The sequence below is a fragment of the Providencia alcalifaciens DSM 30120 genome, from assembly GCF_000173415.1.
Taxonomy (GTDB): Bacteria; Pseudomonadota; Gammaproteobacteria; order Enterobacterales; family Enterobacteriaceae; genus Providencia; species Providencia alcalifaciens.
In genome coordinates this window covers 40198-56411 of sequence record NZ_ABXW01000016.1, presented here as the reverse complement: position 1 = coordinate 56411, position 16214 = coordinate 40198, and the positions used below count along the sequence as shown (strand labels likewise).

General features: G+C 42.1%; 18 protein-coding genes and 1 tRNA gene. 6 read left to right on the top strand and 13 right to left on the bottom strand.

Features of this window, described 5'->3' with window-relative positions:
• Positions 1–59: 59 nt before the first annotated feature.
• The 6 genes from PROVALCAL_RS04925 to rlmE all read right to left on the bottom strand — a co-directional run bounded on the left by PROVALCAL_RS04925 (position 60) and on the right by rlmE (position 5768).
• Positions 60–149, bottom strand: a tRNA-Leu gene (locus PROVALCAL_RS04925).
• 121 nt (positions 150–270) lie between these two features.
• A complete protein-coding gene (gene secG, locus PROVALCAL_RS04920) occupies positions 271–615 on the bottom strand; it encodes a preprotein translocase subunit SecG (protein WP_006658020.1) in 345 nt (114 codons plus the stop codon).
• 249 nt (positions 616–864) lie between these two features.
• Positions 865–2202 (bottom strand): phosphoglucosamine mutase, encoded by a 1338-nt coding sequence (gene glmM / locus PROVALCAL_RS04915; protein ID WP_006658019.1) that lies wholly within the window; start codon positions 2200–2202, stop codon positions 865–867.
• Complete coding sequence (folP, locus tag PROVALCAL_RS04910) at positions 2195–3043, bottom strand: dihydropteroate synthase (protein ID WP_006658018.1); 849 nt, start codon at positions 3041–3043, stop codon at positions 2195–2197. Before folP ends, glmM begins: the two co-directional genes overlap by 8 nt.
• A gap of 70 nt (positions 3044–3113) precedes the next feature.
• Positions 3114–5081 carry an ATP-dependent zinc metalloprotease FtsH gene (gene ftsH / locus PROVALCAL_RS04905; RefSeq protein WP_006658017.1) on the bottom strand — a complete coding sequence of 656 codons (1968 nt, stop codon included), beginning with the start codon at positions 5079–5081 and terminating at the stop codon, positions 3114–3116.
• A 57-nt stretch (positions 5082–5138) separates the two neighbouring features.
• The gene (rlmE, locus tag PROVALCAL_RS04900; protein ID WP_006658016.1) at positions 5139–5768 is read right to left on the bottom strand and encodes a 23S rRNA (uridine(2552)-2'-O)-methyltransferase RlmE; all 630 of its coding nucleotides are present in this window, start codon (positions 5766–5768) and stop codon (positions 5139–5141) included.
• Between the two features lie 259 nt (positions 5769–6027).
• Between rlmE and yhbY the strand changes: the two genes are divergently transcribed.
• A complete protein-coding gene (gene yhbY, locus PROVALCAL_RS04895; RefSeq protein WP_006658015.1) occupies positions 6028–6321 on the top strand; it encodes a ribosome assembly RNA-binding protein YhbY in 294 nt (97 codons plus the stop codon).
• Between the two features lie 118 nt (positions 6322–6439).
• Here the strand turns inward: yhbY and greA are convergent, their stop codons facing one another.
• Positions 6440–6916, bottom strand: coding sequence for a transcription elongation factor GreA (gene greA, locus PROVALCAL_RS04890; RefSeq protein WP_006658014.1), 477 nt, complete (start codon positions 6914–6916; stop codon positions 6440–6442).
• Positions 6917–7172: 256 nt separating this feature from the next.
• Here greA and dacB point away from each other — a divergent pair, with 256 nt between their 5' ends.
• Positions 7173–8621 (top strand): serine-type D-Ala-D-Ala carboxypeptidase, encoded by a 1449-nt coding sequence (dacB, locus tag PROVALCAL_RS04885; protein WP_006658013.1) that lies wholly within the window; start codon positions 7173–7175, stop codon positions 8619–8621.
• Between the two features lie 85 nt (positions 8622–8706).
• Here dacB and cgtA read toward each other — a convergent pair whose 3' ends face one another.
• The 3 genes from cgtA to rplU form a co-directional block, all read right to left on the bottom strand.
• Positions 8707–9882 carry an Obg family GTPase CgtA gene (cgtA, locus tag PROVALCAL_RS04880; protein WP_006658012.1) on the bottom strand — a complete coding sequence of 392 codons (1176 nt, stop codon included), beginning with the start codon at positions 9880–9882 and terminating at the stop codon, positions 8707–8709.
• Between the two features lie 132 nt (positions 9883–10014).
• Complete coding sequence (gene rpmA, locus PROVALCAL_RS04875; RefSeq protein ID WP_004905922.1) at positions 10015–10272, bottom strand: 50S ribosomal protein L27; 258 nt, start codon at positions 10270–10272, stop codon at positions 10015–10017.
• A gap of 19 nt (positions 10273–10291) precedes the next feature.
• Positions 10292–10600, bottom strand: coding sequence for a 50S ribosomal protein L21 (gene rplU / locus PROVALCAL_RS04870; protein ID WP_006658010.1), 309 nt, complete (start codon positions 10598–10600; stop codon positions 10292–10294).
• A gap of 334 nt (positions 10601–10934) precedes the next feature.
• Here rplU and ispB point away from each other — a divergent pair, with 334 nt between their 5' ends.
• Positions 10935–11906 carry an octaprenyl diphosphate synthase gene (gene ispB, locus PROVALCAL_RS04865; protein ID WP_006658009.1) on the top strand — a complete coding sequence of 324 codons (972 nt, stop codon included), beginning with the start codon at positions 10935–10937 and terminating at the stop codon, positions 11904–11906.
• Positions 11907–11968: 62 nt separating this feature from the next.
• On the opposite strand, the gene PROVALCAL_RS04860 is transcribed toward ispB, so the two are convergent.
• Both PROVALCAL_RS04860 and PROVALCAL_RS04855 read right to left on the bottom strand, forming a co-directional pair.
• Positions 11969–12322 carry a DNA-binding protein gene (locus tag PROVALCAL_RS04860; protein ID WP_006658008.1) on the bottom strand — a complete coding sequence of 118 codons (354 nt, stop codon included), beginning with the start codon at positions 12320–12322 and terminating at the stop codon, positions 11969–11971.
• A 100-nt stretch (positions 12323–12422) separates the two neighbouring features.
• A complete protein-coding gene (locus tag PROVALCAL_RS04855; protein ID WP_006658007.1) occupies positions 12423–12779 on the bottom strand; it encodes a DNA-binding protein in 357 nt (118 codons plus the stop codon).
• 514 nt (positions 12780–13293) lie between these two features.
• Here PROVALCAL_RS04855 and PROVALCAL_RS04850 point away from each other — a divergent pair.
• Positions 13294–13611, top strand: coding sequence for a helix-turn-helix domain-containing protein (locus PROVALCAL_RS04850; protein WP_006658006.1), 318 nt, complete (start codon positions 13294–13296; stop codon positions 13609–13611).
• 198 nt (positions 13612–13809) lie between these two features.
• Here PROVALCAL_RS04850 and mdh read toward each other — a convergent pair whose 3' ends face one another.
• Positions 13810–14748, bottom strand: a complete 939-nt coding sequence (gene mdh / locus PROVALCAL_RS04845; protein ID WP_006658005.1) for a malate dehydrogenase — start codon at positions 14746–14748, stop codon at positions 13810–13812.
• A gap of 471 nt (positions 14749–15219) precedes the next feature.
• On the opposite strand from mdh, the gene argR reads away from it, so the two are divergent.
• The gene (gene argR, locus PROVALCAL_RS04840; protein ID WP_039861624.1) at positions 15220–15690 is read left to right on the top strand and encodes a transcriptional regulator ArgR; all 471 of its coding nucleotides are present in this window, start codon (positions 15220–15222) and stop codon (positions 15688–15690) included.
• Positions 15691–15797: 107 nt separating this feature from the next.
• A complete protein-coding gene (locus PROVALCAL_RS04835; RefSeq protein WP_006658003.1) occupies positions 15798–16208 on the top strand; it encodes a DUF6122 family protein in 411 nt (136 codons plus the stop codon).
• Positions 16209–16214: the final 6 nt, after the last annotated feature.

The window sequence follows — 16214 nt, the reverse complement described above, 5'->3', positions numbered from 1 at the left end:
CGTTCGAAACGTGACTATTTTACACTGACTATTGTGACTTCACAAGTCGTCTAAAATAATGGTGCCGAGGACGGGACTTGAACCCGTACGCCCGTTTTGTAGGCACTACCACCTCAAGGTAGCGTGTATACCAATTTCACCACCTCGGCACTGAGGCGAGGTTACTAATTTATCAATCAATAACCTCAAATTTTTAACTTCTTACTACGTTACTGCTAGTTGGGACTACATTGATGAGAACACAATGCGGTCATCCGGAATCTTTCACACTTAACGAGGAATATCGCTCGTTGGTGTTGCTGGTGCTGCCGGAACGTCTGTTGGTTGCTCGACTTTTGCCGGTTCGCTAATGTTTTCCCACTTACTACCTGCACCAGTTCCATACTTGTTGGCAGTCATGTTGCCAAGAATTAAACTGATAACGAAAAACACAGCAGCCAAGATTCCAGTCATACGGGTCATGAAGTTACCTGAACCCGATGAACCAAACAGTGTTGCAGAAGCGCCCGCACCGAATGATGCACCCATGTCAGCACCTTTACCTTGCTGTAACATGACCAGACCAATCAGGCCGATAGCCGCGAGCAAGAAAACAACTAAAAGAGCTATATACATTTGAGTTACCTATTCAGTTACGGCGCATAGCCTATGCTATGACCCTTATACTGCACACCTACTCAAAACACTATTACGGAATTGAGCAGGTGCGAATACTAACCAAAGCTGAGCTGACAAGCAAGTCTATTTTGATTTCATTTGACTAATTGAAGAAAAAAACAGCAAACCATCGAAATATCATACTCAGCTTAGTAATTTCTCTCCCTTAGGTCAGTTTTTATCCGCGATAAGAGAGAATGTGCAACATTAACCGGCCGCTTTAACTGCATCGGCAATGCGGTTTGCCATTTCAGTGACAACGTCTTCGTTTTCACCTTCAACCATGACACGGATCAGAGGCTCAGTACCGGATTTTCTCAGTAACACACGCCCTTTACCCGCTAACTCTTTTTCAACTTGTTCATTCGCAGCAACAACCGCTTCACTTTGCAAAGGATCGTGTTTGCCTTTAAAGCGCACGTTAACAAGAATTTGAGGTAGAAGCTTCATACCGCTACACAGGTCATGTAAGCTCATGTGGTTACGAACCATTGCACTTAACACTTGAAGACCAGCGACAATACCGTCACCTGTGGTGGTTTTATCTAATAAAATCACATGACCGGAGTTTTCAGCCCCCATACGCCAGCCTTTTTCTTGTAATTTTTCGAGCACATAACGGTCTCCCACTTTTGCACGCTCAAACGGGATACCTAGCTGCTTCAGCGCTATTTCCAGACCCATGTTGCTCATTAGAGTACCGACAACACCACCTTTTAACTGACCTTGACGCAGCGCTTCACGAGCAATGATATACAGTATTTGGTCGCCATCGACTTTATTACCTTGATGGTCGACCATAATGATCCGGTCACCATCACCATCAAACGCTAAGCCCACATCTGCCTTTTCTGCAATCACACGCTCTTGTAACTTACGAACGTCAGTAGCACCACACTCTTCGTTGATGTTGATCCCATTAGGATCACAACCCATAGTGATGACTTGAGCACCTAACTCACTGAAAACGTTTGGTGCAATATGATAAGTGGCGCCGTTCGCACAATCTAAAACCACTTTAAGGCTGTTTAAGCTCTGTTCGTTAGGGAATGTCCCTTTACAGAATTCAATGTAACGCCCCGCCGCATCAACGATACGGTTCGCACGACCAAGTTCTGCTGATTCAACGCAAGTGATCGGTTTTTCCATTTCAGCTTCAATGGCTTCTTCAACTTCGTCAGGCAGTTTAGTTCCGTCAATAGAGAAGAACTTAATCCCGTTATCATAGTAAGGGTTATGAGAAGCTGAAATCACAATCCCCGCCTCTGCACGGAAAGTACGAGTTAAGTAAGCCACAGCTGGTGTTGGCATTGGGCCTGTAAATGATGCGGATAACCCTGCCGCAGCTAAACCAGCTTCTAATGAAGACTCCAACATATAGCCAGAAATACGCGTATCTTTACCAATGATAATTTTACGTGAACCGTGACGAGCCAGCACTTTACCTGCGGCCCAGCCTAATTTTAAAACAAAATCAGGAGTAATTGGGCTGTCGCCTACTTTTCCACGAATACCATCAGTACCAAAATATTTACGGTTACTCATACGCTAATTTTTCCTTTTCTGACAGAGTCATCTGAACGACTTGCATTGCTTGTACAGTCTCTTTCACATCATGAACTCGGATAATTTGTGCCCCTTGCATTGCCGCAATGGTGGCACAAGCTAAGCTGCCCGCAAGACGTTCTTGAGGTGGAACATTTAATAATTGTCCAATCATAGATTTCCGTGACAGTCCTGCCAAGAGCGGTAGTCCGAAATCATGAAATTGATCTAAATGCGCTAGTAGCTGGTAATTATGCGACAAGTTCTTGCCAAAACCAAAGCCTGGATCGAGGATTATTTGCTGTTTATCAATTCCCGCCGCCACACAGCGTTCAATTTCACCGGCAAGATAATCTTTAACGTCTTTGACAACATCCACATAATTTGGTGCATCTTGCATTGTTCTCGGCTGACCTTGCATATGCATAATACACACTGGTAGCCCCAGCCTTGCAGCCACTTCAAGGGAACCTGCTTCATGTAGTGAACGAATGTCATTAATAATATGCATACCTACTTTTGCGGCTTCATCCATAACTTGAGCTTTCGAAGTGTCGACAGAAATCCACACATCAAAACGCTTTGCAATAGCGTCTACCACGGGTACAACACGATCGAGCTCCTCACTAATCGAAACTTCAGCAGCACCTGGTCGAGTTGATTCGCCGCCGATATCAATAATTGTTGCACCGGCTTGGACCATTTTAGCAACATGGTCGAGGGCATCGTGATAACGATTATGAGTGCCACCATCTGAAAATGAGTCAGGAGTAACATTCAGAATCCCCATCACTTGAGGGGTTGATAAGTCAAGGAGGCGACCTCGGGCTTTAATATGCATGATTATTTTTCCTTAACGTAAAAAACCCCAGTAACCTGGGGTTTTTAATTATTCAACTTATCACGACAGCTTATTGTGGCTTGCTCTCGTTATTATCGGATGAATCGTTTTCATCTGATTTTTCAGTTGGCTCTTCTGGTTGAGTTTCAGCTGGCTTTGCTTCAGGTTTTGATGCGCTAGCCGCAGCACCAAATGAACCTGTAACATTGTTCACTTTTTTATCCTCATCCCAGCCTGCTGGCGCGCGTACTGGACGGCGATTCATCAGGTCATCAATCATTGGCATATCGATTGTTTCATATTTCAATAATGCATCTTTCATCGCATGCAGAATATCCATATTGTCGGTTAAGGTTTTATGTGCAACCTGATAACCACGGTCGATGATTGCTTTAATTTCTTCGTCAATGATGCGTGCAGTTTCATCAGAGTAAGTTGAGCTCTGCCCTGAACGGCCTAAGAATGCAGGACCCTCTTCTTCAGAATATAACACTGGACCTAACTTGTCAGAAAAGCCCCACTGAGTCACCATTTTTCTCGCAGTGCTGGTTGCTTGCTGAATATCACCTGATGCGCCAGTTGAGATTTTGTCATAACCGTAGATCAGTTCTTCTGCAATACGACCACCGTATGTACTTGCGATATTTCCTTCTAACTTCTGGCGGCTCGCACTGATTTGGTCGCCTTCAGGTAAGTAGAAAGTCACACCCAGAGCACGACCACGAGGAATAATTGTCACTTTATGCACAGGGTCATGCTCTGGCATTAAGTAACCAACGATTGCGTGTCCAGCTTCATGATAGGCTGTCGATTCTTTCTGCTCTTCAGTCATCATCAGTGAGCGGTGCTCAGCACCCAGCCATACTTTATCGCGTGCTCTTTCGAATTCAGCCATGGTAACAACACGTTTATTTTCACGCGCTGCAAACAATGCCGCTTCGTTCACTAAGTTTGCTAATTCCGCACCCGAGAAACCAGGGGTAGCACGAGCCAGAATCGTAGTATCAACTGCTGGATCGATTGGCACACGACGCATATGAACTTTTAAGATTTGCTCACGACCACGAACATCTGGCAAACCAACCACAACTTGACGGTCAAAACGACCTGGACGCAGTAATGCAGGATCCAGAACATCAGCACGGTTAGTTGCCGCGATCACGATAATACCTTCATTACCTTCGAAACCATCCATCTCAACCAGCATTTGGTTCAGTGTCTGTTCACGTTCATCGTGACCACCACCTAAGCCTGCGCCACGTTGACGACCAACAGCATCGATTTCATCGATAAAGATGATACAAGGAGCTGCTTTTTTCGCTTGTTCGAACATATCACGAACACGGGAAGCACCCACACCCACAAACATTTCCACGAAGTCAGAACCAGAAATGGTAAAGAATGGGACTTTTGCTTCACCCGCAATAGCTTTAGCGAGTAATGTTTTACCTGTACCCGGCGGTCCTACCATCAGGACACCTTTCGGAATTTTACCACCGAGTTTTTGGAAACGAGCTGGTTCACGTAGGAAATCTACGATCTCACCCACTTCCTCTTTCGCTTCATCACAGCCCGCAACATCAGCAAATGTTGTTTTGATCTGATCTTCTGTCAGCATACGAGCTTTGCTTTTACCGAATGACATCGCCCCTTTACCGCCGCCACCTTGCATTTGGCGCATAAAGAAGATCCAGACACCAATCAACAGCAGCATTGGGAACCAGGAAATGAAAATAGATGTCAGTAAGCTAGGCTCTTCTGGTGGTTCACCGACGACAGTAACATTCTTGTTTAACAAGGTGTCTAACAACTTCTCATCCTGCATAGGCAGATAAGTAGTGTAGCGGCTGTTATCCGCTTTTCTGACGTTCAATTCACGACCTGTGATACGAACTTCACGTACCTGATCCTGGGCTAACTCATTGATAAACGTTGAATAATCAACTCTGCGACTATTCGAATCGCTTGGGCCAAAACTCTGGAACAAGGACATCAGAACAACTGCGATGACTAACCAGAGAATTAGGTTTTTCGCCATGTCACTCAAGGGATTAACCTCACCTTACAACTGTGTTAACAAATAACGCTCAGGGTACTATAGTTTTAGTCCTGTCGCTACAATGTATACTTCACGCGATCGTGCCCGCGAAGATTCGGGTTTACGAACTTTAACCTTCGTAAACAGGGAGCGGATATCCCTAAGGTATTCGTCAAAGCCTTCTCCCTGAAATACTTTAACGATAAAACTTCCCCCAGGAGCCAATACCGCACGGCACATATCCAATGCTAATTCAACCAGATACATAGAGCGGGGAATATCCACTGCGGGTGTTCCGCTCATATTTGGGGCCATGTCAGACATAACCACTTGTACTTTTTTATCGCCCACTCGCTCTAACAAAGCAGCTAGCACGGCATCATCACGAAAATCCCCTTGAAGGAAATCCACGCCGACGATTGGATCCATTGGTAGTAAGTCACAAGCAATAATACGACCGTTGTGACCAATTTGACCAACAACGTATTGTGACCATCCACCAGGGGCAGCACCTAAATCAACAACGGTCATACCTGGTTTAAAAATCTTATCACTTTGCTGGATTTCATCCAGTTTAAACCATGCACGCGAGCGGAGCCCTTTCTTTTGTGCTTGCTGAACATATTTATCACTAAAATGTTCTTGCAACCAACGACTGGAGCTTGCTGAACGTTTTTTATTGGCCATTGCACTTTCCAACTATACTAATAGAAATACATTTCCCGACATTCTTCAAGTTACAGAGAGTTAGCTTCATTTTTTCTACCCAAGTCACATAAATAACGCTGTTTATTGGGAAAGTGTTAACGCGCTGCCAACCTGTTACTGGATTACTTTCGGGTAATCATTAGCTGCTTCATTACCATCAAACAAGATTAATAGATGGTGATAGTAATCAGATGGCGGTAGAATATGCCATTTTCAATACTAACCAAGCAAAAAATCGATGAATCTTAACAAAAAACAAATTCAACACCTAAAAAGTCTCGCTCATCACTTAAACCCAGTTGTTATGATTGGCAACAATGGTTTAACTGAGGGTGTTTTGGCTGAAATCGAAGTCTCATTAGCACACCATGAGCTTATCAAAGTCAAAATCGCTGGCGAAGATCGTGAAACTAAAAATTTGATCGCTGAAGCGATTGTTCGCGAAACTGGTGCAGCAAATGTTCAAGTTATCGGTAAAATTCTTGTTCTCTATCGTCCATCAGTAGAGCGCAAAATTAGTTTACCTAAATAATAACTACTCATTTATATAAAAATGCCATTGAACGCATGTTTTATATGACGAAAAAGGCCGCCAGCGGCCTTTTTCTCTAAATCAGTAAAATAATATAACCAATTCAGGGAAATAGGAATCAGATATACTCAACTTTAAGAATTTCGAATTCAACATCTCCGCCCGGTGTCTTAATTGTCACGACATCATCAACTTCTTTACCCACTAACCCACGTGCAATCGGTGAGTTCACTGAGATTAAGTTCACTTTAATGTCAGCTTCATCATCACCTACGATTCGATAGGTTAACTCTTCGTCAGTATCCACATTCAATACAGAAACCGTCGCACCAAAAATGACTCGACCATTATTTGCCATTTTTGTCACGTCAATCACTTGAGAATGAGAAAGTTTAGATTCAATCTCTTGAATACGGCCTTCACAAAAGCCTTGTTGCTCACGCGCAGCATGATATTCCGCGTTTTCTTTTAAATCGCCATGTTCGCGAGCTTCAGCAATCGAAGCAATAATTTCAGGGCGACGGACAGATTTCAGATACTCGAGCTCTTCTCTTAGCTTGTTAGCACCAAATACCGTCATTGGAATCTGTTTCATTTGATAAATACCTCTAATTCAATCCTATCTAAAAAAAAGTATCTTCCTGATTTTGTAACAACAGTACACCGAACACCAGGGTATGTAGGGGGTGTTCAACAACTTAGGGTGTCAATAACTCAATCAGACCAACTTAATGACTTATCTTATCATACTGTTCGCTATTTTAACTGAGAGTTAATAGCGGATCATCGTTTACTTTATTGGGCATTACACTTTAGTATGTGCACTATGTCTACCCTAATGCGTGAAATATATGTCGCTACTAACATCAACCAGAAAATTAATCTTCACTTTAGGGCTTGCCTTCATCACGTCGCAAGCTTCTGCTATCCCTATCGATGATTACAAGCAGTATCTCCCTGACGGCACTAACCTTGCTCTGGTTGCGCAAAAAGTAGGAAGTAATACCCCTCTTATCGATTATAACGCTCAACAGATGGCTCTGCCCGCCAGTACACAAAAAGTTGTTACTGCCCTTGCTGCATTATTACAACTTGGTCCTGACTACCGTTTTGTGACTAACTTTGAAACCAATGGAAAGTTGAATAACAATACATTATCTGGGGACTTGGTAATCCGTTTTAGTGGAGACCCAACCTTAACGCGCCAGCAAATTCGAAATATGGTCAATGCCTTGAAACAAATCGGCATACATAAAGTCGATGGTGATCTTATTGTCGATATTTCAGCTTTTGCTAGCCATGATAAAGCACCTGGCTGGGTATGGAACGACATGACACAGTGTTTTAGTGCTCCGCCGGCTGCCGCAATTATTGATCGAAACTGTTTTTCTGTTTCCCTTTACCCATCAGATAAAGCTGGGGAGATGGCATATATCAAAACAGCGAGTTTCTACCCCGTTAATATGTTTAGTGAAGTCAAAACCCTCGCTAAAGGCTCACCAGAAGCTCGTTACTGCGAGTTAGACGTTGTTCCTGGCGAATTAAATCGCTATACCTTAACAGGCTGCTTAACCCAACGTAGCGACCCCTTGCCACTCGCATTTGCTGTACAAAATGGTGCCAGTTACTCAGGTGCTATCGTCAAAAATGAACTACAGGTTGCAGGTATTGAGCTATCCGGAGCGGTTAAAAAACGAACTCAACCAACACCTCAGTCTCAAGTACTCGTCAAAACAGAATCCAAACCACTGCATGATCTATTAAAAATCATGCTGAAAAAATCAGATAACATGATTGCTGATACTGTTTTTAGAACCATTGGTCGGGATTATTATGGTGTACCGGGTACTTGGCGCTCAGGCTCTGATGCGGTTAGACAAGTTCTCAAACAAAAAGCAGGTATTGATTTGGGCAACACAGTAATGGTCGATGGTTCTGGTTTATCTCGCCATAACTTGATCACCCCTGCGACAATGATGCAAGTTTTGCAATTTATCGCGAAAAATGATCAGCAGCTCGATTACATTTCAATGCTGCCACTTGCTGGGCATGACGGGACATTACGTTATCGTGGTGGCTTGGATGAAGCTGGAGTCAATGGCAAAGTATCAGCGAAAACAGGCGCACTACAAGGCGTTTATAACCTCGCGGGCTTTATCACAACTGCGAGTGGCGAAAAAGTGGCATTTGTTCAGTTTATTTCTGCTTATGCAGTTCCACAAAGTCAATACAACAGCCGCCGGGTACCATTGGTTCGTTTTGAAAGCCGCCTTTATCGCGATCTCTATCAGAAGAACTGATCCTATCAAAGATCCTTTTAGGATCTAGATAATAAAAAAGGCACAACTTGCGAAGGTTGTGCCTTTTTATGTGACTTAAGAATGCTTATTTTTGATAAATGAATTCGACACCTTCGTCGTCATCTTCATCCCAATCATCATCCCAGTCGTCATCAAGATCTTCAGCACCAGAAAGCTGCTCTTTGTGGTAATCATCCCACATGAATTCAACTTTTTCTGGTTGGCTATTTTCATCTTCAACTGCCATATTACGCGGCTGAGTATTCATGAACTCCATGATATCCCAACACAGTGCTTTCACACCTTCGTGGTTCACCGCAGAAATCATATAATACTTATCTTCCCAGCCCATACCTTTGGCAATTTCGGCTGCACGTTTTGCAGACTCTTCTTCACCTAAGATATCCACTTTATTGAAGACTAACCAACGTGGTTTTTGTGCCAGTTTTTCGCTGTATTTCTCTAATTCACCCACGATGATCTTGGCATTTTCTACTGGATCCGATTCGTCAATTGGGCAAATATCAATAAGATGCAGTAATACACGACAGCGTTCTAAGTGCTTCAGGAATTGAATCCCCAGACCCGCACCTTCTGCCGCGCCTTCGATCAACCCAGGAATATCTGCAACTACAAAGCTTTGCTCGTTATCCATACGTACCACACCCAGGCTTGGGACCAAGGTAGTAAATGGATAATCTGCAACTTTTGGTTTTGCAGCTGATACGGAGCGAATAAAGGTGGATTTACCCGCATTCGGCATCCCCAGCATTCCTACGTCCGCAAGTAACATCAATTCTAATAAGATCTCACGCGTTTCACCTTTTGTTCCCATGGTACGCTGACGCGGTGCACGGTTAACAGAAGATTTGAAACGGGTGTTACCAAGCCCATGGAAACCGCCTTTAGCGACCATGTGGCGTTGATCGTGACGAGTCATGTCACAGAGTACTTCATTGGTGCCAAGATCGCGTACACGCGTTCCTACAGGGACTTTTACCGTGATGTCTTGACCACGTTTACCTGTACACTCACGGCTTTGACCATTTTGACCACGCTCTGCACGAAATGATTTTTCAAAACGATAGTCAATCAGCGTGTTAAGGTTTTCGTCTGCCTGTAAGTAGACATCTCCACCGTCACCACCGTCACCACCGTCAGGTCCACCTTTCGGGATATATTTTTCACGGCGGAAGCTGACACAACCATTGCCACCATCTCCTGCCACGACCAAAATTTTGGCTTCATCTACAAATTTCATAATTCTTTCTCCGTCTGCTGGCCATTATAGTGCCGAATGGCGGTATTACCCAGAGATGGCGTATTCTGAATATAAAAAGCCCCGCAAAAGGTTTTTGCAGGGCTTTAATTCAAAAATTAAAAGTCAGAAAACTTATTCAGCTTCGATGCTGATAAATTTACGATTGTTAGGACCTTTAACTTCAAATTTAACTTTACCGTCCGCTAATGCGAACAGAGTGTGGTCACGGCCACAACCAACGTTGTTACCTGCGTGGAACTTAGTACCACGTTGACGAACGATGATGCTACCTGCTAATACAGCTTCACCACCAAAACGTTTAACACCTAAACGTTTTGCTTCTGAGTCACGACCGTTACGAGTCGAACCACCAGCCTTTTTGTGTGCCATTAATCTGCTCTCCTAAATCTTAAGCGATGACAGTGATCTTAACATCAGTGAACCACTGACGGTGACCTTGCTGTTTACGGCTGTGTTTACGACGACGGAACTTAACGATTTTAACTTTATCGCCACGACCGTGTGCAACTACTTCCGCTTTCACTTTAACGCCTTCAACGATAGGAGCACCGATTTGGATCTCATCGCCATTAGCAACCATCAGAACGTGATCAAATTCAACAGTTTCACCTGTTGCGATGTCCAGCTTTTCTAGGCGGACAGTTTGACCTTCGCTAACTCGGTGTTGTTTACCACCACTTTGGAAAACCGCGTACATATTAACTCCGCTTTCCGCGTACTCGCTAAATATTTCAATTCCAGAGCACGCTATAAAATATTCACAATAGGGCGCGAATTCTACGCAAAAAAGCAGCAGAACACAAGCCTATAATGCAGTTAGATTACAAAAAATACGACTTTTTTATCAGTCATATCTTTTTCCAGCTGATTTATCAGGAATATCTTGAATTGTTACTTATTTAAACATTTTTTGCATTTCACCCGATAATCTTATTATTAATAGTGTTATGCTTACGTCATTACTGTGATATCGGTTTTCCCATTTTTGACTTAGGGAATTCCCCAAAAACTAATAATATGAATATATTACAATGAATTTAGAATCTATCGTTGAACTGACAGCCGAGGATATGTCAGCAGTAAATGAAGCGATCCTCAGCCAATTAAACTCAGACGTAGCATTAATCAATCAATTAGGTTATTACATCGTGAGTGGGGGCGGAAAAAGGATCCGTCCGATGATCGCGATCCTTGCGGGACGATCCCTTGGCTATTCTGAACACAAACATATCCAAGTCGCTGCATTAATCGAATTTATCCATACAGCCACTTTATTGCATGATGATGTGGTCGATGAATCGGATATGCGTCGCGGGAAACAGACAGCTAATGCGGTATTTGGTAATGCTGCAAGCGTATTAGTGGGCGACTTTATTTATACACGATCCTTCCAGATGATGACGGATCTGGATTCGATGCGTGTTCTAAAACTCATGTCTGAAGCCACCAACGTGATCGCAGAAGGTGAAGTTTTACAGCTGATGAACTGTAACGATCCTGATATTACTGAAGAGAGCTATATGCAGGTGATCTACAGTAAAACTGCGCGCCTATTTGAAGCGGCATCCCATGCCTCCGCTATTTTAGCTAATGCAACACCTGAGCAAGAGAAAGCATTGCAAGACTATGGTCGCTATATTGGTACGGCATTCCAATTAGTTGACGATCTTCTGGATTATGATGCTGATAATACTCAATTGGGTAAAAATACAGGTGATGATCTTGATGAAGGAAAACCAACGCTCCCACTATTACACGCAATGCAACATGGTAATGAAGAAGAGTCAGCTCTGATCAGGCAAGCTATTGAGCAAGGTAATGGGCGTCATCTGTTAGAAACCGTTCTTAGCACAATGAAACGCTGTGGCTCCTTAGAATACACATACCAACGTGCGCAAGAAGAGGCACAAAAAGCCATTGATGCTTTAAATGCGCTTGAAGACTCTGTTTATAAAGAAGCCTTGATTGGCTTAGCACATGTGGCAATTCAGCGTCATTCATAACCAGAGATAGAGCACGACACAAACAATTAAAAGGGTGAAAGTGATTTCACCCTTTTAATTTCCTACTCTTCTTCAGGCTCAATTTTAGCCAATAATGACGATAGCCCGTGACGAAGAATATATTTTACGAACGTTTTCCGCTCAGCTTCAGTCAATTGATAATAAGCTTCAGACCAAATTTGTAGCGCATCAATCCGCTGCACTTGATAAGGTGTCGATGGCTCGTGAAGTGAGAGTTGCCTTTGGATCTCATTTGGTAAACTTTCTACATAGTATTCAACGGCCTTCCCTTGAACACCTCTTTTTCGACGATTTTTCCAACCTTCCCTTCTTGCCATCAAGTTAATGCCTTGAGGTGAAGATGGAAGACCTTCTAACCCTGCTAATTCTTTCGCAGTGAACCACAATTTTTTCATAATATCACTTTTACGCTTAGCTTATATTTTGCAACCTGCTTTTGTCGCTATACCAAAGTTATTTTTCTAAAAATTTATTCGATTCAATACAGTATGTAATTTACATGTGATTATTTTGATTAATAAGATCAATTAACGCTAAAGCACCTTTACGCATAATGAAGGATAAAACTGCCACTCGCTCATCATGGGAAAGCTGGTTATACGCTTCCTGCCAAATATGTGCATGCTCATCACGTTTAACGTGATAAATCCTTGGAGCTTCATACATCACGGTTGGTTCTTCGAGATCAATGGGAATCGAACTAATATGGTATTCAAGTGCTTTACCTTGAATCCCCCTTCGCTTTCGACTCAACCAATTTTCTCTCCTTGCCATCGCATTTATTCCCTGAGTACTTGATGGAAGCCCCTGACGACCAACGAGTTCTTTTGCTGTTAACCATTCTTTAATCATTATCGACGCTCCTTGTCATTACGATGACGACTTCGATTAACTAAAAACTTTCCTTATTTTCTTAATCATTTCAATACCTACTTTTAATATTAAAAATAATTGTTACTAAGTTATATAGATATCGGTATTTTCTGTTTTATATCAATAGACTTATAGTATGGATTAAGAAATTCATTCTTTTTAAATAATTCAATACATTATTAAGAAATATAAATCTTCGCGATAAAGAGAATAAATATAAGAAATTATAAAAAACAGAGAGCTAACCACGATGAGTTATTTTTATTTTCAATGTGTTAGCTAAACTCACAATAATTATCTAAATCTTTCTACTATTTTCATAAAAATAACGACAGTTTCATAAAAATGAACTTTAAGAAAAAATTAGAAATTATTATTGGGAAATTCTGTTATTTTATTTCCAATAACAGAATAATTGTACTGAATGTACCACAATATTCTGTTAGATGTACCACTAACTCTACATGATTCTGAGTGAAAAAAGGATTAAAAAATGATGTTACGGAAATCAAACTGGCACCCAGCAGATATCATTGCGGCATTACGCAAACGTGGAACAACTCTTGCCGCTATTTCTCGTGAAGCGGGGCTTAGCTCATCAACTCTCGCAAATGCACTATCGCGACCTTGGCCAAAAGGTGAATGGATCATCGCAAACTTTTTAGGTATTCACCCATCCGAAATTTGGCCTAGCCGCTATTATGACCCCATGACGGGTGAACTCTTAGAAAGAAGGATTCGAGATAAACCAAGAAAAGTCACAGAAATAGAAGAAATAGAAAACAGGGAGCCAACAGAGGAAAACAGTTAAAATTCGTCTTCATTCCTATTCAGCGCTGAAAGATAAAATATATTATTTCTCTCATTAATAATGAACGGTATTACTCTATTACACCTTCGGGGGATTTCCCCTTATTTTGATAAGTGAAAACTTATAAAACATGAAAATAAAGGGCTGAATTGCATCAAACAATTCAGCCCTTATTTAAGCGTTAAATCTTAACTAGCATTAGCTGTTAATGAATTTTTCACCTAATTCGATATCTGCTTTCAGTACGCCTAACATCTCTTTCAGCGCTTTCTCTTCAAATGCACTTAACTTACCAATTGGTAAATGTTTTTCGATACCGTTTTTACCTAATACAACAGGTTGTGCGAAGAAGCGAGCGTGTTCACCTTCACCTTCTGTGTATACGCATTCAACCACGTTGCTTTCGCCTTGAAGACCACGGACCAGAGATAAGCCCAGACGAGCTGCTGCTTGACCCATAGATAATGTTGCTGACCCGCCACCTGCTTTAGCTTCAACCACTTCAGTGCCCGCGTTCTGAATACGCTTAGTCAGTGCAGCAATTTCTTCATCAGTGAAGCTAACACCTGGAATTTGAGACAGTAATGGCAGAATTGTCACACCTGAGTGCCCACCGATAACTGGCACTTCGATTTCGTGGGTTTTCTTGCCTTTTAATTCAGCAACAAACGTATTTGAACGGATGATGTCCAGTGTGGTTACACCAAACAGACGGTTTTTATCATATACGCCCGCTTTTTTCAGGACTTCAGCCGCGATAGCCACGGTAGTATTCACTGGGTTAGTAATAATACCAACCAGTGCTTTCGGGCAGGTGACCGCGATTTGTTGAACAAGGTTACGTACAATGCCTGCGTTCACATTAAACAGGTCAGAGCGATCCATTCCTGGCTTACGTGCAACACCCGCAGAAATTAATACAACATCTGCACCTTTCAGTGCTGGTGTAGCATCTTCACCCGCGAAACCAACAACTTTAACGTCTGTAGGGATGTGGCTTAAATCAGCGGCAACACCCGGAGTGACTGGCGCGATGTCGTAGAGGGAGAGTTCTGAACCTGCTGGGAGCTGGTTTTTGAGAAGAAGGGCGAGAGCCTGACCGATACCACCTGCTGCACCTAGGACTGCAACTTTCATTCTAAAACTCCTTAATTGTACTTTAAAATATATGAATTCATCTGACTACGCACTAAACACATTACTTATAAAAAACAATTCTTTAACAGTTAGAGAGAAGTGTTAACGCAAGATAAATCACCAACACAATAGGGCTATTCTAAACAAATTCCTTATCTGTTAATGAGATAACGGGCACTTTTTTAACAAATAGTTTTTATTGCTATTGCATTTAACATCAAATGTAATTTTACTTGATGCTTTATTAATCACCGATTAATAATTTAACATTTTTTTCACAGCAACTTATTGTTAAACCAAATTATTTTTAAACTAAATTTCAAACCAACAATTTAAGATAATCACGCGCTTCCTACCAGAAAAACCGTATCTTAAATCGCTCATTAAACCATCAAAACTCAATTATCTTGCATAAAAATGCACTTTTCCACATAATACAGCTCAGTTTAATACCAAAAAGATGGGTTAATTATGCGCACTATGTCGAAACAAGAAGACTTGGTAAAAGCCTTTAAAGCACTCCTTAAAGAGGAAAAGTTCAGCTCCCAAGCAGAAATTGTGATTGCGCTTCAAGAGCAAGGCTTCGAAAACATTAATCAATCTAAAATTTCCAGAATGTTAACGAAGTTTGGTGCTGTACGTACCCGCAACGCAAAAATGGAAATGGTGTATTGTTTACCTACCGAGCCAGGTGTCCCAACTGCTACTAGCCCATTGAAAAACTTAGTTTTAGATGTTGATTACAACCACTCTGTCGTTGTGATCCGTACCAGTCCAGGGGCAGCACAGCTCATCGCCCGACTGCTAGACTCCCTCGGCAAAGCTGAAGGTATCTTAGGCAGCATCGCTGGTGATGATACGATTTTCTCCACACCAACGAATGATTTTACGACTCGCGAACTGTACGAAGCCATTCAGATTCTCTTTGAACAAGAACTTTAGTCCTTTCCCGTCGCTTTATATATCTAAAAAGAGGGAACTGAGTTCCCTCTTTTCATTTTTGGCACTATAGTGACCCGTCTTCCACTGATTCTTATCGAGATAAACCTGTGTTATTTGAGATCTTAAGAAACATCGTTCACTACGGTTTCCATTTTTTAGTGCCTTTTTTATTTGGCTATTTATTTTGGCGAAAAAATTGGAAGCTTGCTGGATTATTAATGGTCTCAACGATGGTAATCGATCTCGACCATCTTCTTGCGGATCCTATTTTTGATCCTGATCGTTGCGGTGTGGGTTTCCATCCTATGCATACAATTTGGGCGGCAATCGCTTATGTTGTGCTGTTCTTTTTCCCATCTTGGAAATTAAAAGCTATTGCTGTCGGATGCCTGTTCCATCTATTTACTGATTCTGTAGATTGTTATTTAGGCAACGTGAAAAAAGAGATACAGGGTACGGTATTAAGCTGTTCAGGTCCCCCTACTTCAGCAAATACCGAAATTCTTCAGCAACTATAAAAAAGC

Bases quoted from the DNA above. Each gene is read 5' to 3' on its own strand.
- dacB (WP_006658013.1), top strand. From the start codon at position 7,173: ATGTCGCTACTAACATCAACCAGAAAATTAATCTTCACTTTAGGGCTT.
- rlmE (WP_006658016.1), bottom strand. From the start codon at position 5,768: ATGGCCAATAAAAAACGTTCAGCAAGCTCCAGTCGTTGGTTGCAAGAA.
- cgtA (WP_006658012.1), bottom strand. From the start codon at position 9,882: ATGAAATTTGTAGATGAAGCCAAAATTTTGGTCGTGGCAGGAGATGGT.
- rpmA (WP_004905922.1), bottom strand. From the start codon at position 10,272: ATGGCACACAAAAAGGCTGGTGGTTCGACTCGTAACGGTCGTGACTCA.
- PROVALCAL_RS04850 (WP_006658006.1), top strand. From the start codon at position 13,294: ATGATGTTACGGAAATCAAACTGGCACCCAGCAGATATCATTGCGGCA.
- yhbY (WP_006658015.1), top strand. From the start codon at position 6,028: ATGAATCTTAACAAAAAACAAATTCAACACCTAAAAAGTCTCGCTCAT.
- secG (WP_006658020.1), bottom strand. From the start codon at position 615: ATGTATATAGCTCTTTTAGTTGTTTTCTTGCTCGCGGCTATCGGCCTG.
- ispB (WP_006658009.1), top strand. From the start codon at position 10,935: ATGAATTTAGAATCTATCGTTGAACTGACAGCCGAGGATATGTCAGCA.
- ftsH (WP_006658017.1), bottom strand. From the start codon at position 5,081: ATGGCGAAAAACCTAATTCTCTGGTTAGTCATCGCAGTTGTTCTGATG.
- mdh (WP_006658005.1), bottom strand. From the start codon at position 14,748: ATGAAAGTTGCAGTCCTAGGTGCAGCAGGTGGTATCGGTCAGGCTCTC.
- PROVALCAL_RS04860 (WP_006658008.1), bottom strand. From the start codon at position 12,322: ATGAAAAAATTGTGGTTCACTGCGAAAGAATTAGCAGGGTTAGAAGGT.
- greA (WP_006658014.1), bottom strand. From the start codon at position 6,916: ATGAAACAGATTCCAATGACGGTATTTGGTGCTAACAAGCTAAGAGAA.
- PROVALCAL_RS04855 (WP_006658007.1), bottom strand. From the start codon at position 12,779: ATGATTAAAGAATGGTTAACAGCAAAAGAACTCGTTGGTCGTCAGGGG.
- glmM (WP_006658019.1), bottom strand. From the start codon at position 2,202: ATGAGTAACCGTAAATATTTTGGTACTGATGGTATTCGTGGAAAAGTA.
- folP (WP_006658018.1), bottom strand. From the start codon at position 3,043: ATGCATATTAAAGCCCGAGGTCGCCTCCTTGACTTATCAACCCCTCAA.
- argR (WP_039861624.1), top strand. From the start codon at position 15,220: ATGCGCACTATGTCGAAACAAGAAGACTTGGTAAAAGCCTTTAAAGCA.
- rplU (WP_006658010.1), bottom strand. From the start codon at position 10,600: ATGTACGCGGTTTTCCAAAGTGGTGGTAAACAACACCGAGTTAGCGAA.